General features: G+C 37.9%; 16 protein-coding genes and 5 tRNA genes. 14 read left to right on the top strand and 7 right to left on the bottom strand.

Features of this window, described 5'->3' with window-relative positions; genetic code table 11:
• Nucleotides 1-93: 93 nt before the first annotated feature.
• Entirely contained in the window at nucleotides 94-1,476 is a 1,383-nt protein-coding gene (locus ACMA47_RS18815) for a tetratricopeptide repeat protein (RefSeq protein WP_413931011.1), read from the top strand.
• A gap of 45 nt (nucleotides 1,477-1,521) precedes the next feature.
• Here the strand turns inward: ACMA47_RS18815 and ACMA47_RS18820 are convergent, their stop codons facing one another.
• The 4 genes from ACMA47_RS18820 to ACMA47_RS18835 are packed head-to-tail and all read right to left on the bottom strand — an operon-like array spanning nucleotide 1,522 to nucleotide 4,391.
• Nucleotides 1,522-2,388, bottom strand: a complete 867-nt coding sequence (locus tag ACMA47_RS18820) for a hypothetical protein (protein ID WP_413931012.1) — start codon at nucleotides 2,386-2,388, stop codon at nucleotides 1,522-1,524.
• Between the two features lie 47 nt (nucleotides 2,389-2,435).
• Nucleotides 2,436-3,314, bottom strand: a complete 879-nt coding sequence (locus tag ACMA47_RS18825) for a DMT family transporter (RefSeq protein ID WP_253318024.1) — start codon at nucleotides 3,312-3,314, stop codon at nucleotides 2,436-2,438.
• Nucleotides 3,301-3,954, bottom strand: a complete 654-nt coding sequence (gene aat / locus ACMA47_RS18830; protein ID WP_413931013.1) for a leucyl/phenylalanyl-tRNA--protein transferase — start codon at nucleotides 3,952-3,954, stop codon at nucleotides 3,301-3,303. The genes ACMA47_RS18825 and aat overlap by 14 nt, the downstream gene beginning before the upstream one ends.
• Nucleotides 3,955-4,013: 59 nt before the next feature.
• Entirely contained in the window at nucleotides 4,014-4,391 is a 378-nt protein-coding gene (locus ACMA47_RS18835) for a DUF3127 domain-containing protein (RefSeq protein ID WP_034694219.1), read from the bottom strand.
• Nucleotides 4,392-4,569: 178 nt separating this feature from the next.
• Between ACMA47_RS18835 and ACMA47_RS18840 the strand changes: the two genes are divergently transcribed.
• From ACMA47_RS18840 to ACMA47_RS18860, 5 genes are all read left to right on the top strand, one after another.
• Nucleotides 4,570-4,651 (top strand) — tRNA-Leu (locus ACMA47_RS18840).
• Nucleotides 4,652-4,655: 4 nt separating this feature from the next.
• Nucleotides 4,656-4,731, top strand: a tRNA-Gly gene (locus tag ACMA47_RS18845).
• A gap of 6 nt (nucleotides 4,732-4,737) precedes the next feature.
• A tRNA-Leu gene (locus tag ACMA47_RS18850) sits at nucleotides 4,738-4,821 on the top strand.
• A gap of 120 nt (nucleotides 4,822-4,941) precedes the next feature.
• Nucleotides 4,942-5,023 (top strand) — tRNA-Leu (locus tag ACMA47_RS18855).
• Nucleotides 5,024-5,098: 75 nt separating this feature from the next.
• A tRNA-Leu gene (locus ACMA47_RS18860) sits at nucleotides 5,099-5,182 on the top strand.
• An 81-nt stretch (nucleotides 5,183-5,263) separates the two neighbouring features.
• On the opposite strand, the gene ACMA47_RS18865 is transcribed toward ACMA47_RS18860, so the two are convergent.
• Nucleotides 5,264-5,893, bottom strand: coding sequence for a helix-turn-helix domain-containing protein (locus ACMA47_RS18865; RefSeq protein WP_413931014.1), 630 nt, complete (start codon nucleotides 5,891-5,893; stop codon nucleotides 5,264-5,266).
• 122 nt (nucleotides 5,894-6,015) lie between these two features.
• On the opposite strand from ACMA47_RS18865, the gene ACMA47_RS18870 reads away from it, so the two are divergent.
• The 8 genes from ACMA47_RS18870 (at nucleotide 6,016) to ACMA47_RS18905 (ending at nucleotide 17,438) form a co-directional block, all read left to right on the top strand.
• On the top strand, nucleotides 6,016-6,411 hold the full coding sequence (locus ACMA47_RS18870) for a hypothetical protein (protein ID WP_034693957.1): 396 nt from the start codon (nucleotides 6,016-6,018) through the stop codon (nucleotides 6,409-6,411).
• A gap of 19 nt (nucleotides 6,412-6,430) precedes the next feature.
• Complete coding sequence (locus ACMA47_RS18875) at nucleotides 6,431-7,132, top strand: PspA/IM30 family protein (protein ID WP_413931015.1); 702 nt, start codon at nucleotides 6,431-6,433, stop codon at nucleotides 7,130-7,132.
• A gap of 3 nt (nucleotides 7,133-7,135) precedes the next feature.
• Nucleotides 7,136-7,792: a hypothetical protein gene (locus ACMA47_RS18880; protein ID WP_413931016.1), complete on the top strand. Its 657-nt coding sequence runs from the start codon at nucleotides 7,136-7,138 to the stop codon at nucleotides 7,790-7,792.
• 123 nt (nucleotides 7,793-7,915) lie between these two features.
• Nucleotides 7,916-9,937: a flotillin family protein gene (locus tag ACMA47_RS18885; protein WP_034693954.1), complete on the top strand. Its 2,022-nt coding sequence runs from the start codon at nucleotides 7,916-7,918 to the stop codon at nucleotides 9,935-9,937.
• 154 nt (nucleotides 9,938-10,091) lie between these two features.
• Nucleotides 10,092-14,894 carry a DNA repair ATPase gene (locus tag ACMA47_RS18890; protein WP_413931017.1) on the top strand — a complete coding sequence of 1,601 codons (4,803 nt, stop codon included), beginning with the start codon at nucleotides 10,092-10,094 and terminating at the stop codon, nucleotides 14,892-14,894.
• A gap of 218 nt (nucleotides 14,895-15,112) precedes the next feature.
• Nucleotides 15,113-15,481 (top strand): hypothetical protein, encoded by a 369-nt coding sequence (locus ACMA47_RS18895; protein WP_413931018.1) that lies wholly within the window; start codon nucleotides 15,113-15,115, stop codon nucleotides 15,479-15,481.
• A gap of 41 nt (nucleotides 15,482-15,522) precedes the next feature.
• Entirely contained in the window at nucleotides 15,523-16,938 is a 1,416-nt protein-coding gene (locus ACMA47_RS18900) for a PLP-dependent aminotransferase family protein (RefSeq protein WP_233333272.1), read from the top strand.
• Between the two features lie 14 nt (nucleotides 16,939-16,952).
• Entirely contained in the window at nucleotides 16,953-17,438 is a 486-nt protein-coding gene (locus tag ACMA47_RS18905; protein WP_413931019.1) for a GNAT family N-acetyltransferase, read from the top strand.
• A gap of 75 nt (nucleotides 17,439-17,513) precedes the next feature.
• Here ACMA47_RS18905 and ACMA47_RS18910 read toward each other — a convergent pair whose 3' ends face one another.
• Complete coding sequence (locus ACMA47_RS18910; RefSeq protein WP_413931020.1) at nucleotides 17,514-19,367, bottom strand: LamG-like jellyroll fold domain-containing protein; 1,854 nt, start codon at nucleotides 19,365-19,367, stop codon at nucleotides 17,514-17,516.
• 396 nt (nucleotides 19,368-19,763) lie between these two features.
• Nucleotides 19,764-20,432 (bottom strand): HAD-IA family hydrolase, encoded by a 669-nt coding sequence (locus ACMA47_RS18915; RefSeq protein WP_413931021.1) that lies wholly within the window; start codon nucleotides 20,430-20,432, stop codon nucleotides 19,764-19,766.
• Between the last annotated feature and the right edge of the window lie 6 nt (nucleotides 20,433-20,438).

A 20,438-nucleotide genomic window follows, 5' to 3' on the forward strand; every position in this document is an offset into this window, starting at 1 on the left:
ATATTTGAATATCAGTTTCAGATGTATTATTAACTAAACGTTTGCCGAGGTTTGTAAGCAAATTCAAGCGTTGGGCCGACAAAGAGGACACTATTGGAAGAGTATTTTGGAAATGAACTTGTAAAAAAGTTCGAGGAAATGATGGAAAACAATGACGAATTCTACTTCGATACCGAAGAGCTGGAAGACATTATTGTTTATTATTTGGAGCTTGGTGATTTTAATTACGCTGACATGGCTGTTAATTATGGACTAAAGCTTCATCCCAATTCGTTGGATATCAAGATCAAAAGACTTGAGATCCTTCTGGAATGGGAAGAGTATAATACGGCGAAAGAACTTATTGACGAACTGAAAGGTGCTTCTATGGAGCATACAGACTTTTTGGTTTGCTACGCCAAGTATTATTCGAACCTAGGAAATCCCAGAAAATCCATTGAAATCTGCAAAAAAGCTTTGACATTAGAGGAAGAAGAAAACTTTCTCCACAACTTTATTGCGGATGAATATGTGAATCTCGGAGATCCTTTTAACGCTCTTAAACATTACAGAAAAGCACTGAAAGAAGATCCTACGGATGAATATTCGCTGGAAAACTGTATGGTGTGTTTCAGTGACCTGAATAAGAGTGAGGAGGCTATTGCCTTTCTTAATGAATATTTAGATGAATTCCCTTATTCTGAAACCGCATGGTTTGAATACGGACAATTCTATTTCAACAGAAAAAATTATGATGAAGCGATAAGAGGCTATGACTATTTACTGGCAATCAACTCAAACTCTGTAGGAGTATATGCCAATAAAGCAGCCTGTTATGAAGCTTTAGGACAATACCAGAAGGCCATCGAAACTTATGAAGAAATGCTGGAGCTGGAATATACAAAAGCATTTACTTTTTATAAGATCGGATTATGCAACAAGGCTTTGAAACAGCCTATTTTAGCTTTAAACGCATTCCAGAAATCATTGAGAGAAGACCCTCAGTTTTATCTTGCGATGATGGAACAGTCTTATCTTTATGAAGAAATGGGAGGAATGTCTGAAGCATTGCATTTTGCCAAAGAAGCTACCCAGCTGAATGAAAACAATCTTGACTATCAGAAGAGACTGGCATTTTTATTCATTGATTCAGGGAAGTTTGAAGAAAGTCTTTCCTGTCTTAAAAAACTGGTAGATGCTGAACCTTCAAGGTTCTACAACTGGTATGCCTATTCAGAAGTTTTAATGTTGGTAGGAGAGTATGAAGATGCGGTAACCGTATTAAACAGAGCGATAAAAAAACATTACAGAGCCGAGTTATTTTATCAGCTGAGTAATTGTTTTTACAATCTGAAAGACCAGGATAAAGGAATGGAATCTCTTCAAAAAGCATTGGAACTTGATCCTTCTTTAGCTAAGGATATGCAGAAAAAATATCCTTTTATTAAAGACGAAGTGAAAAAGGTAAAAGCCAGCAAAGTGAAGAAAAAGAACTAGATTTCTCTAACAAATAACAGAAAACCTGCAGAAATGCAGGTTTTTTTATTGATAATTGTATTCGTAGAAAAATTTATCTGGAGCATTGGTATTGGCATTTCCATTCATATCAAGAGATTGTCTGCTCTCTTCAGATGGATAACCGGCAGTATTAAAAGTGGTTGTATACTTGTGAGACGTCGTTCCGGTTGCTGTTCCTCCTCCAGCGGTTGTATTGGAAAACTCTCCTTTGTAAGTGCTTAAGCTGTTCTTAATATTCGAAAATAGCATGCTTATCCCATCGCTGCTTTCATTTCCGTTAAATATAATTTTGTCAAAACCTTTGACATTTTTAAAAGGATAGTTCTTATCCGTATAGGTATAAGTCTCTTTTTCTGTATAATTAATCGTATTTCCATTAACGATTCCGGTTCCTGATCCTACGTTACTTACCATATTTCCATTGCTGTAGGTAAATACACTGTTGATCGTAGAAGAACCGGCAGTTCCTGAATTCGTCTGTCTTTTTACATTGATTTCTGTATTACTGGTATAGTTATAAGTAAATGTAACCGTATTCTGTACAGTTCCGGTAGTGGAATATTCCTTTATGACAGCTGAAGCCATACGCCCATTAGAATATCCGTATTCTACAGTACTTTCAAGAACATTATTTTCGTAATGTTTAACCCCGGAAATATAATCATCGGTATAGGAGAACTCCACTCTCTGTCCATGATTAATGTTGTTAATCATACTGATGATTTTGACTCCGTTGTAATTGATTTTCATTACAATACCGTCCATAGTCATCTTCGTGGGAAGAATTACGCTTTGATTAGACGGATCACTGTTGTCGAAAGGCGTGTCGTCAGAGTTGGAACAAGAAAGTGTAGATAGGGCTATAGACCCAAAAAGTAGAATTTTTTTCATAGTTATAAGTTAAATCATCCAAATATAATTTAATTTATAACATAATTTTACTTTTTCGGATTTGTTCTTAAAAATATCAGTCCGGCAATAATAACTCCGGCTCCTATAAATTGTAAATAAGTGAGTTTTTCACCATCAATAATTCCCCAGATAATTGCAACGATTGGCATTACCAAGGTAACCGTTGAAGCAAAAAGAGGAGAGGAAACTTTCAGTAAACGATAATTCATCATCATTGCCAGTCCGGTTCCGAAAACAGATAAAAGGCTGACAAACATAAGTCCCATCAGATTATCCTTTGAAAAGCTGAATTCTGAAAAGAATCCTGTACCTGTTAAGGCAATAATGGACGGAAGTAATAAAACAAATGAGAAAACAAAAGCAGATAAAACGGTAGAAGATACCTCCATCAGTTTAGACTTCACGGTCGTTGTACTCATTGCGTAGCATAAAGTAGCCAATAAAAGCAACAGAATCGGGATCATTTTCAATTCTCCGCTGTCTCCACCACCAAAAGCCAGAATACAGACTCCAGTGAAGCTTATTAACGTGCCCACAATTTGTTTTTTTGTTGTTTCGAACTTCCATACCAAAGCTCCAACAATAATGACGAAAATAGGCATCATGGAGTTGATAATCCCTGCAATGCTGCTGCTTATTTCGGTTTCAGCAATCGGAAACAGAAACATCGGAATGAAATTCCCTGTAAAAGCAGCCAGAATCAACCATTTCAAATGTTTTTTAGGGAAAAGTTTGTAATTGGAAATAGCAACCGGAAGCAGAATAATGCCGGCGATAAGAACCCTTAGAGACCCAACCTGAAACGGATTGAAATGCTCCAGCGATTTTTTGATTAAAATAAAGGATGATCCCCAGATAATGCTCAGGATAACCAGAAGAACCCACTTTTCTTTATCTGCGTTCATTATTTTCGTGTAAGATTTTTAGAAATTCTTTTTTGGGAATCATTTTTGCTCCCAGACTCTCCAGGTGTTCGGTATGTGATTGACAGTCAATTAATTCGATGTTATCCTTGTTGCTTTCTACAAAGTTGATAAATCCCGCTTTTGAAGCATTACTTACCTTGGCAAACATACTTTCTCCGCAGAAAACATTTCCAATCTGCAATCCGTAAAAACCACCTACAAGTTCTTCATCCTGCCACACCTCAATGCTTTTGGCCAAACCATATTCATGAAGCTGGATAAAAGACTCCATCAGTTCATCAGAAAGCCATGTCCCTGACTGTCCTTTTCTGGTGGCTTGCTGGCAGTTCCTGATGACTTCCCTGAAATTCTTGTTCTCAGAAAAAGTAAAAACATTCCTGTTTAAAATTTTTCTCATTGATTTTGAGATTTTTAATTCTTGGGGAACAAGAACAAATCTTGGATCAGGACACCACCAAAGGATTTCCTCTCCGGGATTGTACCATGGAAAAATGCCCAGCTGATAAGCAAACCAAATACGTTCTACGGACAGGTCGCCCCCAAAAGCAACTACTCCCTCATGACCCTCATAAAGCTCAGGGTCAGGAAATGAAATCTCGTTTTCGTCTAATCGGACCATTTTTAGAAAAAAAATCCCACTTCAAAAAGCAGGATTTATATTTGATCTTTATTCTTTAATTAGAAAGGTAAATCATCATCGTCGTCTCCGGCAAACGGATTCTCATTAGAAACTGGAGATGCAGATTGCTGAGGCATTGCCTGAGTAGGTTCAGAACCATTGTCAAAAACTTTTTCTACTCTCCATCCTGTAATAGAGTTGAAGTATTTCGTTTCACCTTGAGGAGAAACCCATTCTCTTCCTCTGATGTTGATTCCTACTTTTACGTTTTCTCCTTCTTTAAGGTTATCTAATAAACTGATTTTATCAGATAAAAATTCTATGTTTATCGGCTGTGGATACTGTTCCTGGGTCAAAATAACCATTTCTCTTTTTTGAAACCCGCTCGCAAATGTTTGAGCATCAAAAAGTTTCTTTACCGTTCCTTGTAATTCCATATCGTAAATATTAACGATGTAAAAGTAAGAAAATGAAATGTAATAAAAGAAGCCGTGAAAAAAAAATATGGAAATTTTATTTTTTTTTCCTGAAAAGTTTGGTAGTAAAGGAAATTGTCCTATATTTGCACTCACAAAAACGAAGCAAGCTCTTTAAAACTTACAATATAAAAAACCAGCGGATGTGGTGTAATTGGTAGCCACGCCAGACTTAGGATCTGGTGCCGTGAGGCGTGGGGGTTCGAGTCCCTTCATCCGCACTATGCGAAAATAGCTCAGCTGGTAGAGCACAACCTTGCCAAGGTTGGGGTCGCGGGTTCGAATCCCGTTTTTCGCTCCACACCATGCCCTGGTGGTGGAACTGGTAGACACGCAGGACTTAAAATCCTGTGTCCGCAAGGACGTACGGGTTCAAGTCCCGTCTGGGGTACAAGACCCTCTGTAATATCTTACGGAGGGTTTTTTGTTTTAATAGAGAGTGTTCCTTAAATAAAAATCTTATATTTGTAAGAAATCAGGTTGAATCTGAGTATTCAGATCAACAAAACCAGCGGATGTGGTGTAATTGGTAGCCACGCCAGACTTAGGATCTGGTGCTGTGAGGCGTGGGGGTTCGAGTCCCTTCATCCGCACTATTCGAAAAACTCTTTAGAGTTTTTAAGAAGGTTGGAACCCTTGGTTCGAATCTTTTTTTTTGCCCACACCATGCCCTGGTGGTGGAACTGGTAGACACGCAGGACTTAAAATCCTGTGTCCGCAAGGACGTACGGGTTCAAGTCCCGTCTGGGGTACAAAGCCCTCCGTAATAGCTTACGGAGGGCTTTTTTATTGATCCTATAATCTTTATATTACTTAGTGGGTTGTAAAAATGATTAATTAATTCTGTTTTTGCGTTCCAAATTCTCCAACCTCTCAAATATACTGGTGAAAATATTTTTCTCAGCAGTAGAAACGTATCCTACAATCTTATAATATTCCTGATCAGATTGGGTTGGTGATGGGTTGTCTGTAGCGTGCATAAGGTTTCCATGCTGATAAATGAGAAGGTTGTTGATAGATTCTGTTTTCAGATCTGTTTTATTCAGAAATAGGATATCGCCCTCCTGATATTGAGGTAGCAAGGTTTTTTCAGGAGTAAATTCATACACCCAATCAACGGATGCTAATATTTTTTGCATTACAGGTTCGTAAGGATTGGTTTCCTGTGTTTTTTCCTGTGCTTCTTTGCTATTCTGAATGGCTAATTCCGGGAAAAGCATGAGCTGATCTATATCGGAAACACTTACTAGCTGGTTTACCTGAAGGGTTTCTGTCAGTAATTTATCAAGATTAAGGTTAAAATGATTGGCTACCTTTAATATAGTTTCTATTTTAGGTTCTGCGCGCCCTTCCTCATAAGAGCTTATTACTCCTCTGTTTAAATCAAATAAATCGGCAAAAGCTTTTTGGCTTAGTCCTTTAACCTGTCTTATTTTTTTAATATTAGTTCCAAAGAAGCTCATCTTGTCTAATCTTTTTTGCAAAGATAGAGAATCTGAAATAAATAATTGCTAATAATATTTGCATTTTGAAGATTTTATTTTATATTTGTGTAGACGAAAAATAAAACACTAAACCAGCCATCATGAGAAATCAAATATTCAGAACGGTCAAAGAGTGGTTGTTAGATTATGAGTTTAACATCACGTTGGAAGATGAGGCTCAGAGAATCTTAATCATCGAAAAAGAATCCAACGGGATAAAAAACATGATCCTTATAATATCAGACTCTATTCTGATCATGGAACAGTTTCTTTTTGAAATCAAAAACCCATCCGAAAAAATATTTCTGAGACTCCTTCAGAAAAACAGAGACATCGTTCACGGAGCATTTGTACTGGACGGAAGCGGAAGAAGGGTAATTTTCAGAGATACACTCCCAACCGATAATATGGCACAAAACGAAGTGATGGCTTCCATCAATTCTTTAGGAATCCTTGTGGGGGAATTTACAACAGAAATGCTTGAAATGAGTAAGTAATTCACAAAAGATATTTAAAATGAACATTTTTAAAAGATTGTTAACGATAGGAAAAGCAGAGATCCATTCTGTGATCGACAGCTTTGAAGACCCAATTAACCTAACGGAACAGGGAATCCGTGAAATGAAAGAACAGCTGGGAAAAAGTATAGAAGCTCTTGCTCAGCTGAAAGCTCTTGCCATACGCAAAAAAAATGAGGCAGAGACGGAAGAGCAAACTGCAAAAGATTACTATAATAAAGCTATAGTCATTGTTCAGAAAGCAGAAAAAGGAGAAGTGGAAACCGCTGAGGCAGACCGCCTTGCTAAAGAAGCACTGAAAAAACAGACCTCTTCTTTGGAAAATGCAACAGCTCTTCAGAAAGAACATGAGAAACTGTATGATGACTGCGAAAAGTTACAGGGTAATATCAACCATCTGAAATCAAGCATTGCCAAATGGGAAAATGAATTGAAAACCCTGAAAGCAAGAGTTCAGGTAAGTGAAGCTACAAAAGATATCAATCAGAAGATGACCCAGATGGACACCGGAAGTACAGTGAGTATGCTGGAAAAACTGAAGGATCGTGTTGTACAGCAGGAAGCCCTTGCGGAAGCTTATTCTGACCTTTCAAAATCAGGAAAAAGCATTGATGAAGAGATAGATGCCATGGTGAACAGTAATGATACAAAAGCTGAAGAAGCTTTAAACAGATTAAAAGAAACCCTTAAAAAAGGCTAATATATGACCTTTCAGGAATTTTTAACTATAGCATTTTCTCCGGTGAATACGGTACTGACCGTCCTTCTTGGGCTTTCAGTGGTCTATTGGCTCTTTACCATTCTTACAGGGTTGGATATCGATGTGGGCATTCATTCCGACCTGGATACAGATGCAGATATAGACGTTCCGGATGGCCACCTTCACGCACCTGATCATGATCCTTCAGCCTGGATGCATTTCCTGAAATTTCTGAATCTGGATATCGTTCCGGTAACATACTTTCTTACACTCTCATTGCTGATTACCTGGCTGGGCTCATTTTATCTGAATTATTTCGTACCTCTTCCTACTTGGGCAGGAATACTGATTCTCTTTCCAATGATGATTGGGGGAATGCTATTAACCAAAATAATTCTAAAGCCCTTGAATCCCTTTTTTAAAGAGATCAATCATAAAGGAGAATTGTCCTATGCCTTTTTAGGAAGAGAAGGACGCTTAAAATCCAGCATTCAGGATGATAAAATAGGAATGATGGAAGTCTTCATCGGAAGTGATCCTATGACGCTGATGGTGAGAAGCAATGACGGAAGCAGGCTAGAGCACGGAACCCGCGTTATGATTGTAGATGAAGAACCCGAAAAAAGGATTTACTACGTACAGAAATCAATAAGATATTAAAATAAAAACTAATAACCATGCTGACTATTTTTTTGATTCTGATGAATTATATCCTGGATATCATCTTTCAATTCTTATAAAAATAAAAAAACACATCTATATAAACTATAAACTTATAAAACTATGAACTTACCTTTAATTGCTGGAATTATTGTTGCCGTCGTAGCAACAATCGGATTGATTTTCTGGATTTTATCGATGTATAAAAAAACTGTTCAGGGAATCGTTATTTTAAGAACTGGTTATGGAGGTACAAAAGTCTTCTTTAATGCCGGTATTGTCATTCCCATTATCCATCGTATGGAATCTATGGATATCTCCGTAAAAAAACTGGAGATTTCAAGAGAGGGAAGAGCAGGATTAATCTGTAAAGACAATATGAGAGCAGATATTCAGGTAGCATTTTTTATCCGTGTCAATAAATCAGTAGATGATATTGTGAATGTAGGTCAAACCATTGGTTGTCAGCGTGCTTCAGATGCCCAGACATTAAGAGAATTGTTTGAAGCTAAATTTTCAGAAGCTCTTAAAACGGTAGGAAAGAAATTTGATTTTACAGAATTATACGAAGCAAGAAGTGAATTCCGTCAGGAAATCCTTGATATCATCGGAACAGACCTTAACGGATATGTGCTGGATGACTGTGCGATAGACTACCTTGAGCAGACCTCAATTGATAAATTAGATAAAGATAATATTCTTGATTCTGAAGGGATTAAGAAAATTACCGAACTTACAGCTACCCAAAATATTAAAGCCAATCAGGTTCGTCGTGATGAAGAAAAAACCATTACAAAACAAAATGTAGAAGCCAGAGAAGCTATTCTGGAACTTGAAAAACAGCTGGCAGAAAAAGAAGAATCTCAAAAAAGAGAAGTGGCCAATATCAAAGCACGTGAAAATGCAGAAATTCTGAAAGTAGAAGAAGAAGAACGTCTGAGATATGAAACAGTACGCATTGCTACAGAAGAGAAACTGCAGATTGCAGAAGAAAATAAACTACGTCAGGTCGTGATCGCTGCTAAAAATAAAGAACGTGCAGATCTGGTAGAAACCGAAAGAGTATTAAAAGATAAAGCCCTTGAAGCTACAGAAAGAGAAAGAATTGTCTCTCTTGCTCAGATTGAAAAGGAAAAAGCAATAGAACTAGAGAAGAAAAGTATTCAGGATGCGATCCGCGAGCGATTAACCATGGAGAAAACTGTAGTGGAAGAGCAGCAGGGAATCAAAGATCTGGAAGCTTTCAAAACTGCGGAAAGAAACAAGCAGGTAGAAATTACCGTTGCCACTCAGGAAGCAGAGAAAAAGCTGATCGAGGAAACAAGAGCCGCAGAATCCCGCAGATTGGCAGCAGAAAAAGATGCACAGAAATATGTAATTGAAGCACAAGCGAAAAGAGATGCAGCAGAAAAAGAAGCTGAAGCCCGTAAGATCATTGCAGACGCGAAAGCAAAAGAAGAAGCTACAGTAGGACTATCAGAAGCTCAGGTAATGCATGCGAAAGCAGATGCTGCAGAAAGACAAGGTGTTGCAGAAGCAACAGTGATTGAGAAAAAAGCAGATGCCAATAAAAAAGAAGGAATTGCCCAGGCAGAAGTTATCAAAGAAAAAGCATTGGCAGAAGCAGCAGGAATCACAGAGAAAGCAGAAGCCATGAAGAAACTGAACGATGCCGGAAAAGATCACGAAGAATTCCGTCTTCAGCTTGCCAAAGAAAAAGATGTGGAACTGGCTCAGATTGCTATTCAGAAAGATATTGCAGAAGCTCAGTCTATGGTACTCGCAGAAGCCTTCAAATCTGCAAAAATTGATATCGTAGGAGGTGATAATACTTTCTTCGACAATGTTATCAGACAAGTTTCTGCAGGAAAAGGATTAGATAAATTTATCAGCCACAGTGAAAATGCACAGATTGTAAAAGAAAATCTTCTGGGTGATGGTGAAAATATCATCGGAAAAGTGATGGGAATGGTGGATAAATATAAAATCTCATCCGATGACATCAAAAATATGAGCATTGCTTCCCTGATTTTTAAACTGAACGGCGTAGCCAATCAACAGGAAAAAGGGATTCTGGAAAGAGCACTTGACATGGCTAAACATCTGGGAGTGGAACACAAACCGGTGAACAATAATCATGTTTAATGCAAGAGAGCTTTAGATGCTTTAAGAGATTCTAAACCTCAAACCTTATGGGTTTCCAAAACCTATAAGGTTTAGACTAAAAAATTTTCAAAGTACCACAAGTTATACAAAGACCTGCTGTCCTACAGCAGTCATGACAACCTAAATAAAAACGATGTCAGAACAACTTAATTCCGGAACTTACGAAATTATTCAGAACCGTTTAAATGAGCAGAAGAATGACCTGATTCAGAGACTTCAGCAGCTTAATGAAAACCGTAAAAATATATTTGGCGGAGTAGATTTTTCGCTTGTAGCCAATGAAAGAATTTCTACGGATCACAGCTGTATTGCCAAAGATATTTATTCACTGGGTGACCACCTGATATTCGGGTCGAATGCTCATCTTGGACTTCAGACGGAGATCAATATTTCGGACGTTTTTTCAATATATACAATCAATAATGACCGGTTTGAACCTCAGGATCACACCCTGATCAATGATGAGGTTTTCATTGACGAGTTTAAAAACCTTTACAAATATTACAGAAATACTTTCTTTGCCAGATTTACCTTCACGGAAAACTATCTTTATATGGTTTTTCAGCTGTCGGAAAGTACTACAGATATCAAAGCCTTTAAATGGCTGATCAAAGAGAATCAATTGACGTATGTCGATTCGAGAAGTGCTTCCGAAACCTCATATCCTCAGCAGCATGGCTTTGTATGGACAAAGGCAACAAGAGATATGCAGAGATCCGGAAAACATCCTCATATTTCTTTAGCAGATAAAGTTTTTGTAGAAAGCATCGGTGGAGATATTACCATCAAAGTAGAAGACAATACAGATACCGGAAAGGGAATTTACTCTGAAGATGTAATTCATAAAGATCAGAATCTGGATGATGCAGAGATTCATTTCTGTGATCTGGATAATCTTGTCTTGTTTAAAATAAAGCCTTACCAGGAAACAGAACGCTATTTTATTTATAACCACAAAGAAAAGACCGTTTCCAGAGCAGATGCTCTTAAATATTCAGGGCTTTTGCTTCCGGAAAATCAAGGGGTATTATTTTCAAACGGATATGCCCTTCAGACTGGAGGATTAAAAGTGATTTCTCAGGATCAGAACAGACTTTACTATCTGAAAACCATTACGGAACCGAATGGAGAGAACTTTCTGTATGTTTTTTATGATGATAAAACGAATAACTATCAGCTTATTTCTTACAATATCATCACCCAGACCATAGAAACTCCGATCCGTTGTAGTGGATTTACTTTTTTGCATGACGGAAAACTGATCTATCTAAGAGAAAGCATCGAAACCACAAAGCATCATCTGTCTCAGATCTGGCAAACTCCTTTTTCCAAAGAAATATCTCCCAATATTGATAAGGCAGACAGTCTATTGTATAAAATTGGTAATAAGGATATTGTACGCGTCATGGCAGAAAGCCAGGAGCTGATTACGCTTTTAAATAAAAAAGATTCTTACAGTGGCTTGTATGATGATATTGTGAAGCTCTCTACGTTTATTCTGGATACTTACTATTTTCTTGGGGAAGAGGAAGTTCAGAAGCTGGATATGCCATTGAAAGAGATCAGAGCGATTGCGCATTCGGCCATCAATGAGTACGAAAAAGTAGTAGAACAAAGGAAGAATACAGAGGAAACTTTAGAAAAAATAAAGCTGTTCTGTGATAAAATTCTTGAGGATACCAAAAGGCTTCACTATTCTCAGCTTACAGAATATATTGACGCTCTTTCTCAGATCAGAGCATTAAGAGGAGAAGTGACAGGAGCAAGAGAGCTTAAATATGCGGACACAGCGTTGCTGGATAGATTGGAAAAATCTCTTGCAGACCGTTATACAGAACTCTCAAATGCCTGTGTGGAATTTCTGCTTCAGGAAGGAGCATTATTGCCATACGAAGAAAGGGCACAGCAGATTTCCGAAGATATCATTGGATTACAGAAAGCCATTGATGCCAAAACAATTGAAGAAAATATCAATACCCTTTCAGGGCAGCTGGAATTATTGGTGGATATCGTTAATAATCTTAAAATTGAAGACACCTCCCAATCTACCCAGATTATTGAAAATATCTCTCTGATTTTTGCCAGATTGAATCAGGAAAGACTTGAACTCAGCAAAAGAAAAAGAGAAATTTCAGGGAAAGAACTGGCTTCAGATTTCCAGGCTCAGATTACCTTATTTGACCAGTCTGTGATCAATTTTCTGGAACTTTCCCAAACTCCTGAGAAATGTGATGAATATCTGACCAAACTTTCCATCCAGTTGGAAGAAATGGAAACGAAATTTATTGATTTCGAAGAATTCATTCAACAGATAGGAACCAAAAGAGAAGAAGTTTACGGACATTTCCAGAATAAAAGGGTACAGCTTACTGAAGCAAGAAATAAAAGGACTCAGAATCTTTTTGATGCTGCGCAGAGAATCCTGAAATCGGTACAGACCAAAGCAGAATCTTTTGACTCAGAAAATGAGATCAATGGCTATTTTGCTGCCGATCTGATGGTGGAGAAAGTGAGAGACCTCTCCAGACAGCTTGCAGAATTGGAAGACTCAGCAAAGTCGGAAGAGATTCAGACCTTGTTAAAAACCCAGCAGCAGGAAGCCGTAAGAAAACTGAAAGATAAAAAAGAGATCTATGCAGACGGAGAAAGCGTCATTGCATTGGGAGACTATAAATTTGCAGTCAATCAGCAGAAGCTGGATCTTACGCTGGTATTGAGAAATGCTCAATATTACTATCATCTTACGGGAACAAGTTTTTATGAACCATTGAACTTCACGGCAGATGAATTCAAAGAAGTCTGGAATCAGGAATTTGTTTCAGAAAACAACAGGGTAAAAAGATTTGAATATCTTGCCTGGAATGTATTTTCGGCTCACAAGGAAATAACCTCGGAGATTGAAAACGGAAAGGCAGTACAGCAGTTTACGGCAGAGCATTTCGGAGAAGGACTGGTAAAAGGAATTCACGATAAAGATGCTGAAATGATTGTGGTGAAACTTCAGCAGGTCCATAATGAACTTGGACTGATGAGGTTTACAGCACAAGAGAGAGCTTTGGGTCAGCTGTTCTGGTTTTTCCTTGAAAGTGAAAGAAAAGAATACTATACCAAACAGTTTGAGGCTGCAGCTATTATTGCCCAATCATTCACTGTAAAACAGGGATTTGAATACTTAAGCAGAGAAATTTCGGAAGAAATGAAATCTTTTGCATCAGTGCATGGGATCTTTAAAGAAACAGATTGTATCAATGCTGCCATATACCTGAAAAAAGAAGATAAAGAAAGCTTCCTGATCTCAGAAAAAGCAGCTGCTTTGTATGAATTGTTCCTGAAAGAACTCAAAGAAAAAGGGAAAGATCTGGAGTTTATTGCCCAGATACAGGCTATGTATCAGTATCCTGCAGCGTGTTATTACATGGCTGAGAGTGCATTACAGGTATTTGATCCGGAAGCTGACCAGAATATTATCCAGGAAGCCGCAGTATTTATCATTACTCAAAAGTTTGATCCGAAAAATATCAAACACATTGCGTATGAAGTAGCCATAAAAGAGCTGAAGTCTCTTGAAAAAGCCACGGAATATCATCTTAACTACTTTGAATTTGTATCCCGACTGAATCACTTTAATACGGTTACCGTTCCGAAATACAAACGCCTTCAGGAATTGAAGTACAGCTGGGTAGATGAAAAGAAAAAAGCATTGAAGCTGGATACTTTCAAGCCACAGGTATTGAGTTCATTTGTGAGAAATAAACTGATCAATGATGTCTATTTCCCTCTCATCGGAGCCAATCTTGCCAAGCAATTGGGAACAGTAGGTTCAGACAAAAGAACAGACAGAATGGGAATGCTTCTTCTGGTATCTCCACCAGGATACGGAAAAACGACCCTGATGGAATATATGGCAGAGCGTATGGGGCTTGTATTTATGAAGATCAACGGACCTTCTCTAGGATATGATATTGTATCAACAGATCCTTCTGAAGCGAGAAATGCAGGGGCGAGACAGGAGCTTGAAAAACTGAATCTTGCGCTGGAAATGGGAGACAATGTTATGCTTTATCTTGATGATATTCAGCATTGTAATCCTGAATTTTTACAGAAATTCATCTCTCTTGCAGACGGACAGAGAAAGATTGAAGGAATCTACAATGGGGAAAGTAAAACTTATGACCTTAGATCCAAGAGATTCTGCCTCGTCATGGCCGGAAACCCCTATACGGAGAGTGGAGAAAAGTTTAAAATTCCGGACATGCTGGCCAACCGTTCAGATACCTACAATTTGGGAGAAATATCCGGATCGAAAACAAACCTTTTTGACCTGAGCCTTATTGAAAATGCTTTAATGTCTAATGAATATCTGACCAGGCTGACCAATCCGGGAATGGAAAACCTGTATGAACTCTATGACTGTGTGCTTACAGATAATCCTGCCGATAACCTGAAAGGGAATTTCAGTTCTAACGAAATATCAGATTTCAGAGCAGTACTGAAAAGCACAATCAGGGTGAGAAATATGGTATTGAAGGTGAACAGAGAATATATTGCATCCGCAGCCATGTCAGACGATTACCGAAATGAACCGCCATTCAAATTGCAGGGATCTTACCGTAATATGAATAAGCTGATTGCACAGATACAACCGATCCTGAAAGACAATGAAGTCATTCAGATTGTGCTGAATCACTATCAGAATGAATCTCAGACGCTGACAACCGGAGCAGAAGCCAATATGTTGAAAATGAAAGAACTGATAGGAATTCTTTCAGAAGAAGAAACCGAACGCTGGAATGAAATAAAGAAAACATTTGTTAAAAATAAAACCTTAAAAGGATTGGGTGAGAATGATAGAATGTCACAGATTGTAGCACTGCTTGCCCAGTTTGGAGACGGATTAGAAGGAATCAAAGAAGCCCTTAAAAAAGCAGAACAATAACCATGAGACTTTAAATAGTTGTAAACAGGCTGTTTCAGATAGAAACAGTCTGTTTTTTATTATCAATTGTGTGAATTAGGATTTTTTCAAGAGAATAATGTGCTTTATCTGCGAGCTAAAAGATCAAATAAAAAAATCTGTACCCATAATATTCTATAGTTCTGTATCTGTATCCAAAATTAAATACTCCATAATTTTGTTTAGCTAAAGAAGAAAATATGGAAACAATCACTCAACATCAGAAACAGTTTCAATATGCTGAGGCTTATGTATCAGATATGTTGGAGCTGAAAAACATTTTTCTGGAAACACAGAATTTGAAGAAAGCAGATCAGAATTTCGGACTTCCTTTTCTTTTGGCTAAAAACGGAAAAGAAACTGTTGCTTTTGCCTGTCTTATCATCAATGAAAAAGATAAAATATCTTTTAAAATCTATGATAAAAACAGAATGACGGATACCGAAAAAAGGAATTTTTATTCCCGCGCTGAAAGATATTGCAAAAATAATAATACACCCAATTTCAAGGATCCGGAACAATTAAAAAGCAGTATCAACAGTATGATCAGTTGGCTGAATCCTGAATAAAAACAGGATAAAATTGTACATTTACGTAAAACCCAGATTCTATGTCTAAAGATGTTCTGTACCTTAAAATAGCCAATTCTGTCACAGAGCAGATTAAAAGCGAAACCCTACAGTTTGGAGACCGGCTGCCTTCATTGAGAAGTGCCCAGAAATTATACAATGTAAGTCTGAATACCATAAAACAAGCGTATATGGAACTCGAAAGCCGTTCGCTGGTAGAATCACGTCCGAAATATGGATATTATGTAAGCCAGACTTCCCAGCGAAAACTGGCGTTGCCTTCTGTGACACAGATGAAAGTTTCAGAAGGGAAAAATACCCCTCAGGATTTGATTGACAAGGTGTTCGGAAGTATCGGAGGGACAGATGTTACACAATTCGCACTTGGAATTCCCGGGAAAAGTCTTCTTCCGGTGGCCAAGATGAAAAAGTGCATGATTGATGTGATGAAAAGGAAGAGTGACAGCGGAACGAACTATGAACCCGTTCAAGGAAGCGAAGTGCTGCGCCGTGAAATCGCTAAATGGTCCATGGTCATGGAAGGGAAAATTACAGAAGATGATCTGGTGATCACTTCCGGAGCGATGAATGCCGTTTATAATTGTTTAATGGCCGTGACACAACCGGGAGATTCGGTGGCAGTGGAAAGCCCTGTGTATTTTGGAATTCTTCAGGCCATTCAATTATTGGGACTGAAAGCAGTTGAAATTCCTACGCATCCCATCACAGGAGTGGATCTGGATGCTTTAAAGAAAGTGCTGCCCAAGCTCTCGGCATGTTGCTTTGTGGTAAATTATAATAATCCGTTGGGATTTCAGATGCCGGACGAGAACAAAAAAGAGCTGGTTAAAATGCTTACCGAGCACAATGTTCCTTTGGTGGAAGATGATGTCTATGGAAACATCTATTTCGGAGCAGGAAGACCGAAACCGTGTAAGTTTTATGATGAAGCAGGAATTGTGATGTGGGTAGGCTCGGTTTCCAAAACATTGGCTCCAGGATTTAGAGTAGGATGGGTAGCGCCTGGAAAATTTAAAGAGAAAATTATTCGCCAAAAATTGGTTCAGACGGTAAGCGGGCCTTCTTTATTCTCGGATGTGATTGCTGATTTCCTTGCTCATGGAAGGTATGATCATCACCTGAGAATGTTCAGAAAGAAATTGTACGCTAACTACCTTCAGATCCAGAAATCGGTGATTGAATATTTTCCGGATAATACAAAAATCTCAGAACCCAAAGGCGGTTTTATGCTCTGGCTGGAACTGGATAAGAGAATCTGTACGGAAGATCTTTATGATTTGGCTGTCAGTCAGAAAGTAAACTTTGCCCCGGGAAGAATCTTTTCACAATATAATCAGTATCAGAATTGTATGCGTTTAAACTATGCATTAGAATGGACAGACAGAGTGGAAAGTGACCTGGAAAAGCTGGGAAAAATGATAAAAAACAGAATTTAATAAACCTTATAGCGATGAATGATAGTAAGAATGAAGTAAACATTATAGCATACGAACCTCAGTATAAAGAAGCTTTCAAAGCTTTGAATGAGGAATGGATCAAAACATTTTTTGTGATGGAAGCAGGAGATTATAAACTGCTGGATCATCCGGAAGAAGAGATTTTAAATAAAGGAGGACACATTGCCTTTGCTTTGCTGGATGGAGAAGTTGTAGGAACCTGCGCATTGGTAAAAACAGAGGATCATCCTCTTACCTTTGAGCTGTCCAAGATGGCGGTAAGTCCTAAAGCGCAAGGGAAAAAATTAGGCTATCTGCTGGGAAATGCTTTAGTAGAAAAAGCAAAAGAATTAAAGGCAGAAAAAGTTTTTCTAGTTACCAATTCTATCCTTGTTCCGGCTATTAAATTGTATGAAAAGCTGGGCTTTATTCATACACCTATCGGTCATGCTGAGTACGACCGTGCAGATGTTAGAATGGAATTGATTTTCAATGCATAAACAAAAAAAATATTAGAACTCGGATAGGAATATCCTTGTTCTAATATCAAATTTAAATCTAATTGCTTTACTGTTTTATTTCTTGATGAATGTCTTGGTCAGTGCTTTTTTGCTTCCGTTGATTTTAATGAAATACACCCCAGCCGGAAGATTTCCGATATTGATTTTTTCATCGTAAAAACCTCTTGGAGACTTCAAAAGTGTTGTTAAAACATTTGATCCTTTACTGTCGATGATTTCTGCTTTAATTTCCTTATCCTCAGATTGATACTGGACTCCAATGAAGGTAGAAACAGGATTCGGATAAATTTTAAAATCATCAGCGATTACCTTCGCCTCTTTTGCTGCCAATATCTCTTTGGAACATGCCGGAATTCTATTCACTCCATCTATTCCCCATGAAGACTGCACCGGAATACAAAGCCAGTTCAATACTGTAGGGAAGTGGTCGGTTTCTCTCGTTGTTGAAGTATAATCATACACCTTAAAATTATTCACTGTACCCGCATTGTAAGTAGGAGAACCTGTTACAGTCATGTTATTTGCGTTTGGACCAGAGTCTGCCAATGTATTTCCTGAAGTTCCATTACATTTCCAATTGGCTAATAATTGAGAATAATAAGGATGTGAAGTTGTAATATCCTGGTTCGCCCAATTCACGATAACATCATTGGGAAGAGCCGATTTCCAGATTCTTACATCTTTATAAGAAGCCGCCAGATTAATTCCGTAAGCATTGGTTCCATCCTGATTTAATGTTAGAGGAAGTCCGGAATCAATATTCCCGATGGTATTCATTTTTGCAAAAGTTACCGGAACACCATCTTCATATAATGTTACAAGACCATCTCTGTCAAAGCTTGCCGCAATATGTTTCCACTTATTCGTTTCCACTTTTCCACCTACAAGGTCAATTCTGTTCGTTCCATCTCCGATATTCATCTTGAAAGTCTGTCCTGAATATCCTGAGAACACAAATCCTTTATTTTTTCCGTTCGCCCAGTTTTTATTACTGATCATTACCGGATCACTGGAGTAAGCAGCATTAGGTTTCATCCAAAACTCAATGGTGAAATCCTGATTAGCTCCAAAATTAAAAGGAGTCTGGCTTGCTGGCTTTGCATAAGTTCCTGCCGGGAAATTCAATTGATTGAATGTTTTATTGGACTCCAGAACAGTTTTGCTGATCTGTTGAGGAGTAAATCCAGGATTGGAATACACCGTAAAAATATTTCTCTCCGTAAGATTTCCGCCTCCATGAGAACTTTCGATAGCTCCATGATCTGTAGTCAATACTACCAACCAGTCTTCATTATTATAAGAAGGCCTGTTTTTCATTGCAGTAACAATTTCTCCAATATAAGAGTCCGTAGTCTTAATAGAATTGACATATTGAGAAACAGTGGATGAGAATCCATAAGAATGCCCGGCATGGTCTACATCATCAAAATCAACAAAAAGAATATCCGGATTATCATTCTGCAAAGCTGTAACGGCTGCATTTTTCACGGCAAGGTCCGTTGCCAGATTGGTTTTTACATCAGCAGTTTGGATGATTTTGTCATTGATAGGCGACCAATGAGCCAGAGAAATAGTTCTTAGAGCGGGATTATAAGTCTCTGCTCTGGTTAAAAAATCAGGGTAATTAACATAGTTCGGGCTGGTAAAGTTATTGTCCTGAACATTGTGCTTGGTATGCCATACGCCGGTAAGCATGGTACTCCATCCGTTTCCGCTCCAGGTAGTGGCAGCGCAAAGACCGTCAATAGAATAAATGGACTGACTGATGAGGTTTTGGATGTTGGGAGTTGGGGTAGACATCATGACATCTGCACGACATCCGTCAATACCAATAAAAAGGACTTTTTTAGTCTGAGCTCCAAGGAAACAGCTCATTACAACAGCCATTGAGAATAGTTTTGTTTTCATGGGGAAAAAGGGTTTTTAGAATTGTGAAAGTTTACAAATAGTAATTTATTTTTAACTATTGTAAAATTAGTTTACTATTTGTAAACATTTGTGAACTGAAAGTTAATTAATTGATAATTAAAAAGTTCAAATAAAAAGCTTAGATATTAACCACAAAAGTCACAAAAGAAAATGACTTTGTTTATTTTAAGTTACATGCTTTGCGAATAGAAGATCAAAAAAGTTGCTGGAAATGTCGGTTATAACAAATGCCTAATGATCCGTACTACATTCCCCTCTTCTGGAGGGGTGTCAAATTGGAAATTTGACGGGGTGGTAAAAACACAAACATTTCCAATAGAAAAACCATGAAAACATTTGTGTCAAGAAGTATTTAAAAATAATCTGAAAAATGGATTAAAGGATTTCTTCAGCCTCAGAAATGGTATTCAGAATATAATCGGGAGCTGCCTTTTCAAGCTCTGATTTACTTTGAGCTCCTGAAAGAACCGCTACTGTTAGTCCGCAACCCGCATTTTTTCCCTCTTCAATATCAATCACAGAATCACCTGCCTTTAAAACTTTATGAGCTTCAGTAATATTGAATTTCTTCATCGCAAGATGAATCATTTCAGGGCTTGGACGACTTTCTGAAACATCATCAGCGGTAATTAAAGCATCAAAATGAATACTTTCTTTCCAGTTGAGTTTATCTAAAAGCTGATGGGCGATTTCTGAGGTATATCCTGTATTCAAAACGATTTTCTTATTTTGAGCTTTCATATTCAATAAGAAATCTTCCGTTCCGTTAATGGGTTTTACATCCAGATTTTGATAAGATTCTTTCAGCTGGTCAGAAAAATTCTCAAAAATAGCAGGAGCATCTTCTTCATTTCCATTGATTTCCTTTAAAAGACTTGTGATGGCTTCCAGTTTTTCCATTCCGGCACAGCTGGATAATACTTTTTCCAGGCTTACTTTATAGCCATAATCATTCACGGCACTGGTAAGCGTTTTGTAAACTACATTATCCTCATCAATTGTTGTTCCGGCCATATCCAGAACGAGTAATTCTATATTTTTCATGTAAAT

This window comes from Chryseobacterium sp. T20 (assembly GCF_047345655.1).
In the GTDB taxonomy this organism is placed as follows: domain Bacteria; phylum Bacteroidota; class Bacteroidia; order Flavobacteriales; family Weeksellaceae; genus Chryseobacterium.

Excerpts from the sequence above, each read along its gene's own strand:
- ACMA47_RS18880 (WP_413931016.1), top strand. The coding sequence starts at position 7,136 with ATGACCTTTCAGGAATTTTTAACTATAGCATTTTCTCCGGTGAATACG.
- aat (WP_413931013.1), bottom strand. The coding sequence starts at position 3,954 with ATGGTCCGATTAGACGAAAACGAGATTTCATTTCCTGACCCTGAGCTT.
- ACMA47_RS18885 (WP_034693954.1), top strand. The coding sequence starts at position 7,916 with ATGAACTTACCTTTAATTGCTGGAATTATTGTTGCCGTCGTAGCAACA.
- ACMA47_RS18870 (WP_034693957.1), top strand. The coding sequence starts at position 6,016 with ATGAGAAATCAAATATTCAGAACGGTCAAAGAGTGGTTGTTAGATTAT.
- ACMA47_RS18875 (WP_413931015.1), top strand. The coding sequence starts at position 6,431 with ATGAACATTTTTAAAAGATTGTTAACGATAGGAAAAGCAGAGATCCAT.
- ACMA47_RS18865 (WP_413931014.1), bottom strand. The coding sequence starts at position 5,893 with ATGAGCTTCTTTGGAACTAATATTAAAAAAATAAGACAGGTTAAAGGA.
- ACMA47_RS18890 (WP_413931017.1), top strand. The coding sequence starts at position 10,092 with ATGTCAGAACAACTTAATTCCGGAACTTACGAAATTATTCAGAACCGT.
- ACMA47_RS18835 (WP_034694219.1), bottom strand. The coding sequence starts at position 4,391 with ATGGAATTACAAGGAACGGTAAAGAAACTTTTTGATGCTCAAACATTT.
- ACMA47_RS18895 (WP_413931018.1), top strand. The coding sequence starts at position 15,113 with ATGGAAACAATCACTCAACATCAGAAACAGTTTCAATATGCTGAGGCT.
- ACMA47_RS18900 (WP_233333272.1), top strand. The coding sequence starts at position 15,523 with ATGTCTAAAGATGTTCTGTACCTTAAAATAGCCAATTCTGTCACAGAG.
- ACMA47_RS18910 (WP_413931020.1), bottom strand. The coding sequence starts at position 19,367 with ATGAAAACAAAACTATTCTCAATGGCTGTTGTAATGAGCTGTTTCCTT.
- ACMA47_RS18905 (WP_413931019.1), top strand. The coding sequence starts at position 16,953 with ATGAATGATAGTAAGAATGAAGTAAACATTATAGCATACGAACCTCAG.
- ACMA47_RS18915 (WP_413931021.1), bottom strand. The coding sequence starts at position 20,432 with ATGAAAAATATAGAATTACTCGTTCTGGATATGGCCGGAACAACAATT.
- ACMA47_RS18820 (WP_413931012.1), bottom strand. The coding sequence starts at position 2,388 with ATGAAAAAAATTCTACTTTTTGGGTCTATAGCCCTATCTACACTTTCT.
- ACMA47_RS18825 (WP_253318024.1), bottom strand. The coding sequence starts at position 3,314 with ATGAACGCAGATAAAGAAAAGTGGGTTCTTCTGGTTATCCTGAGCATT.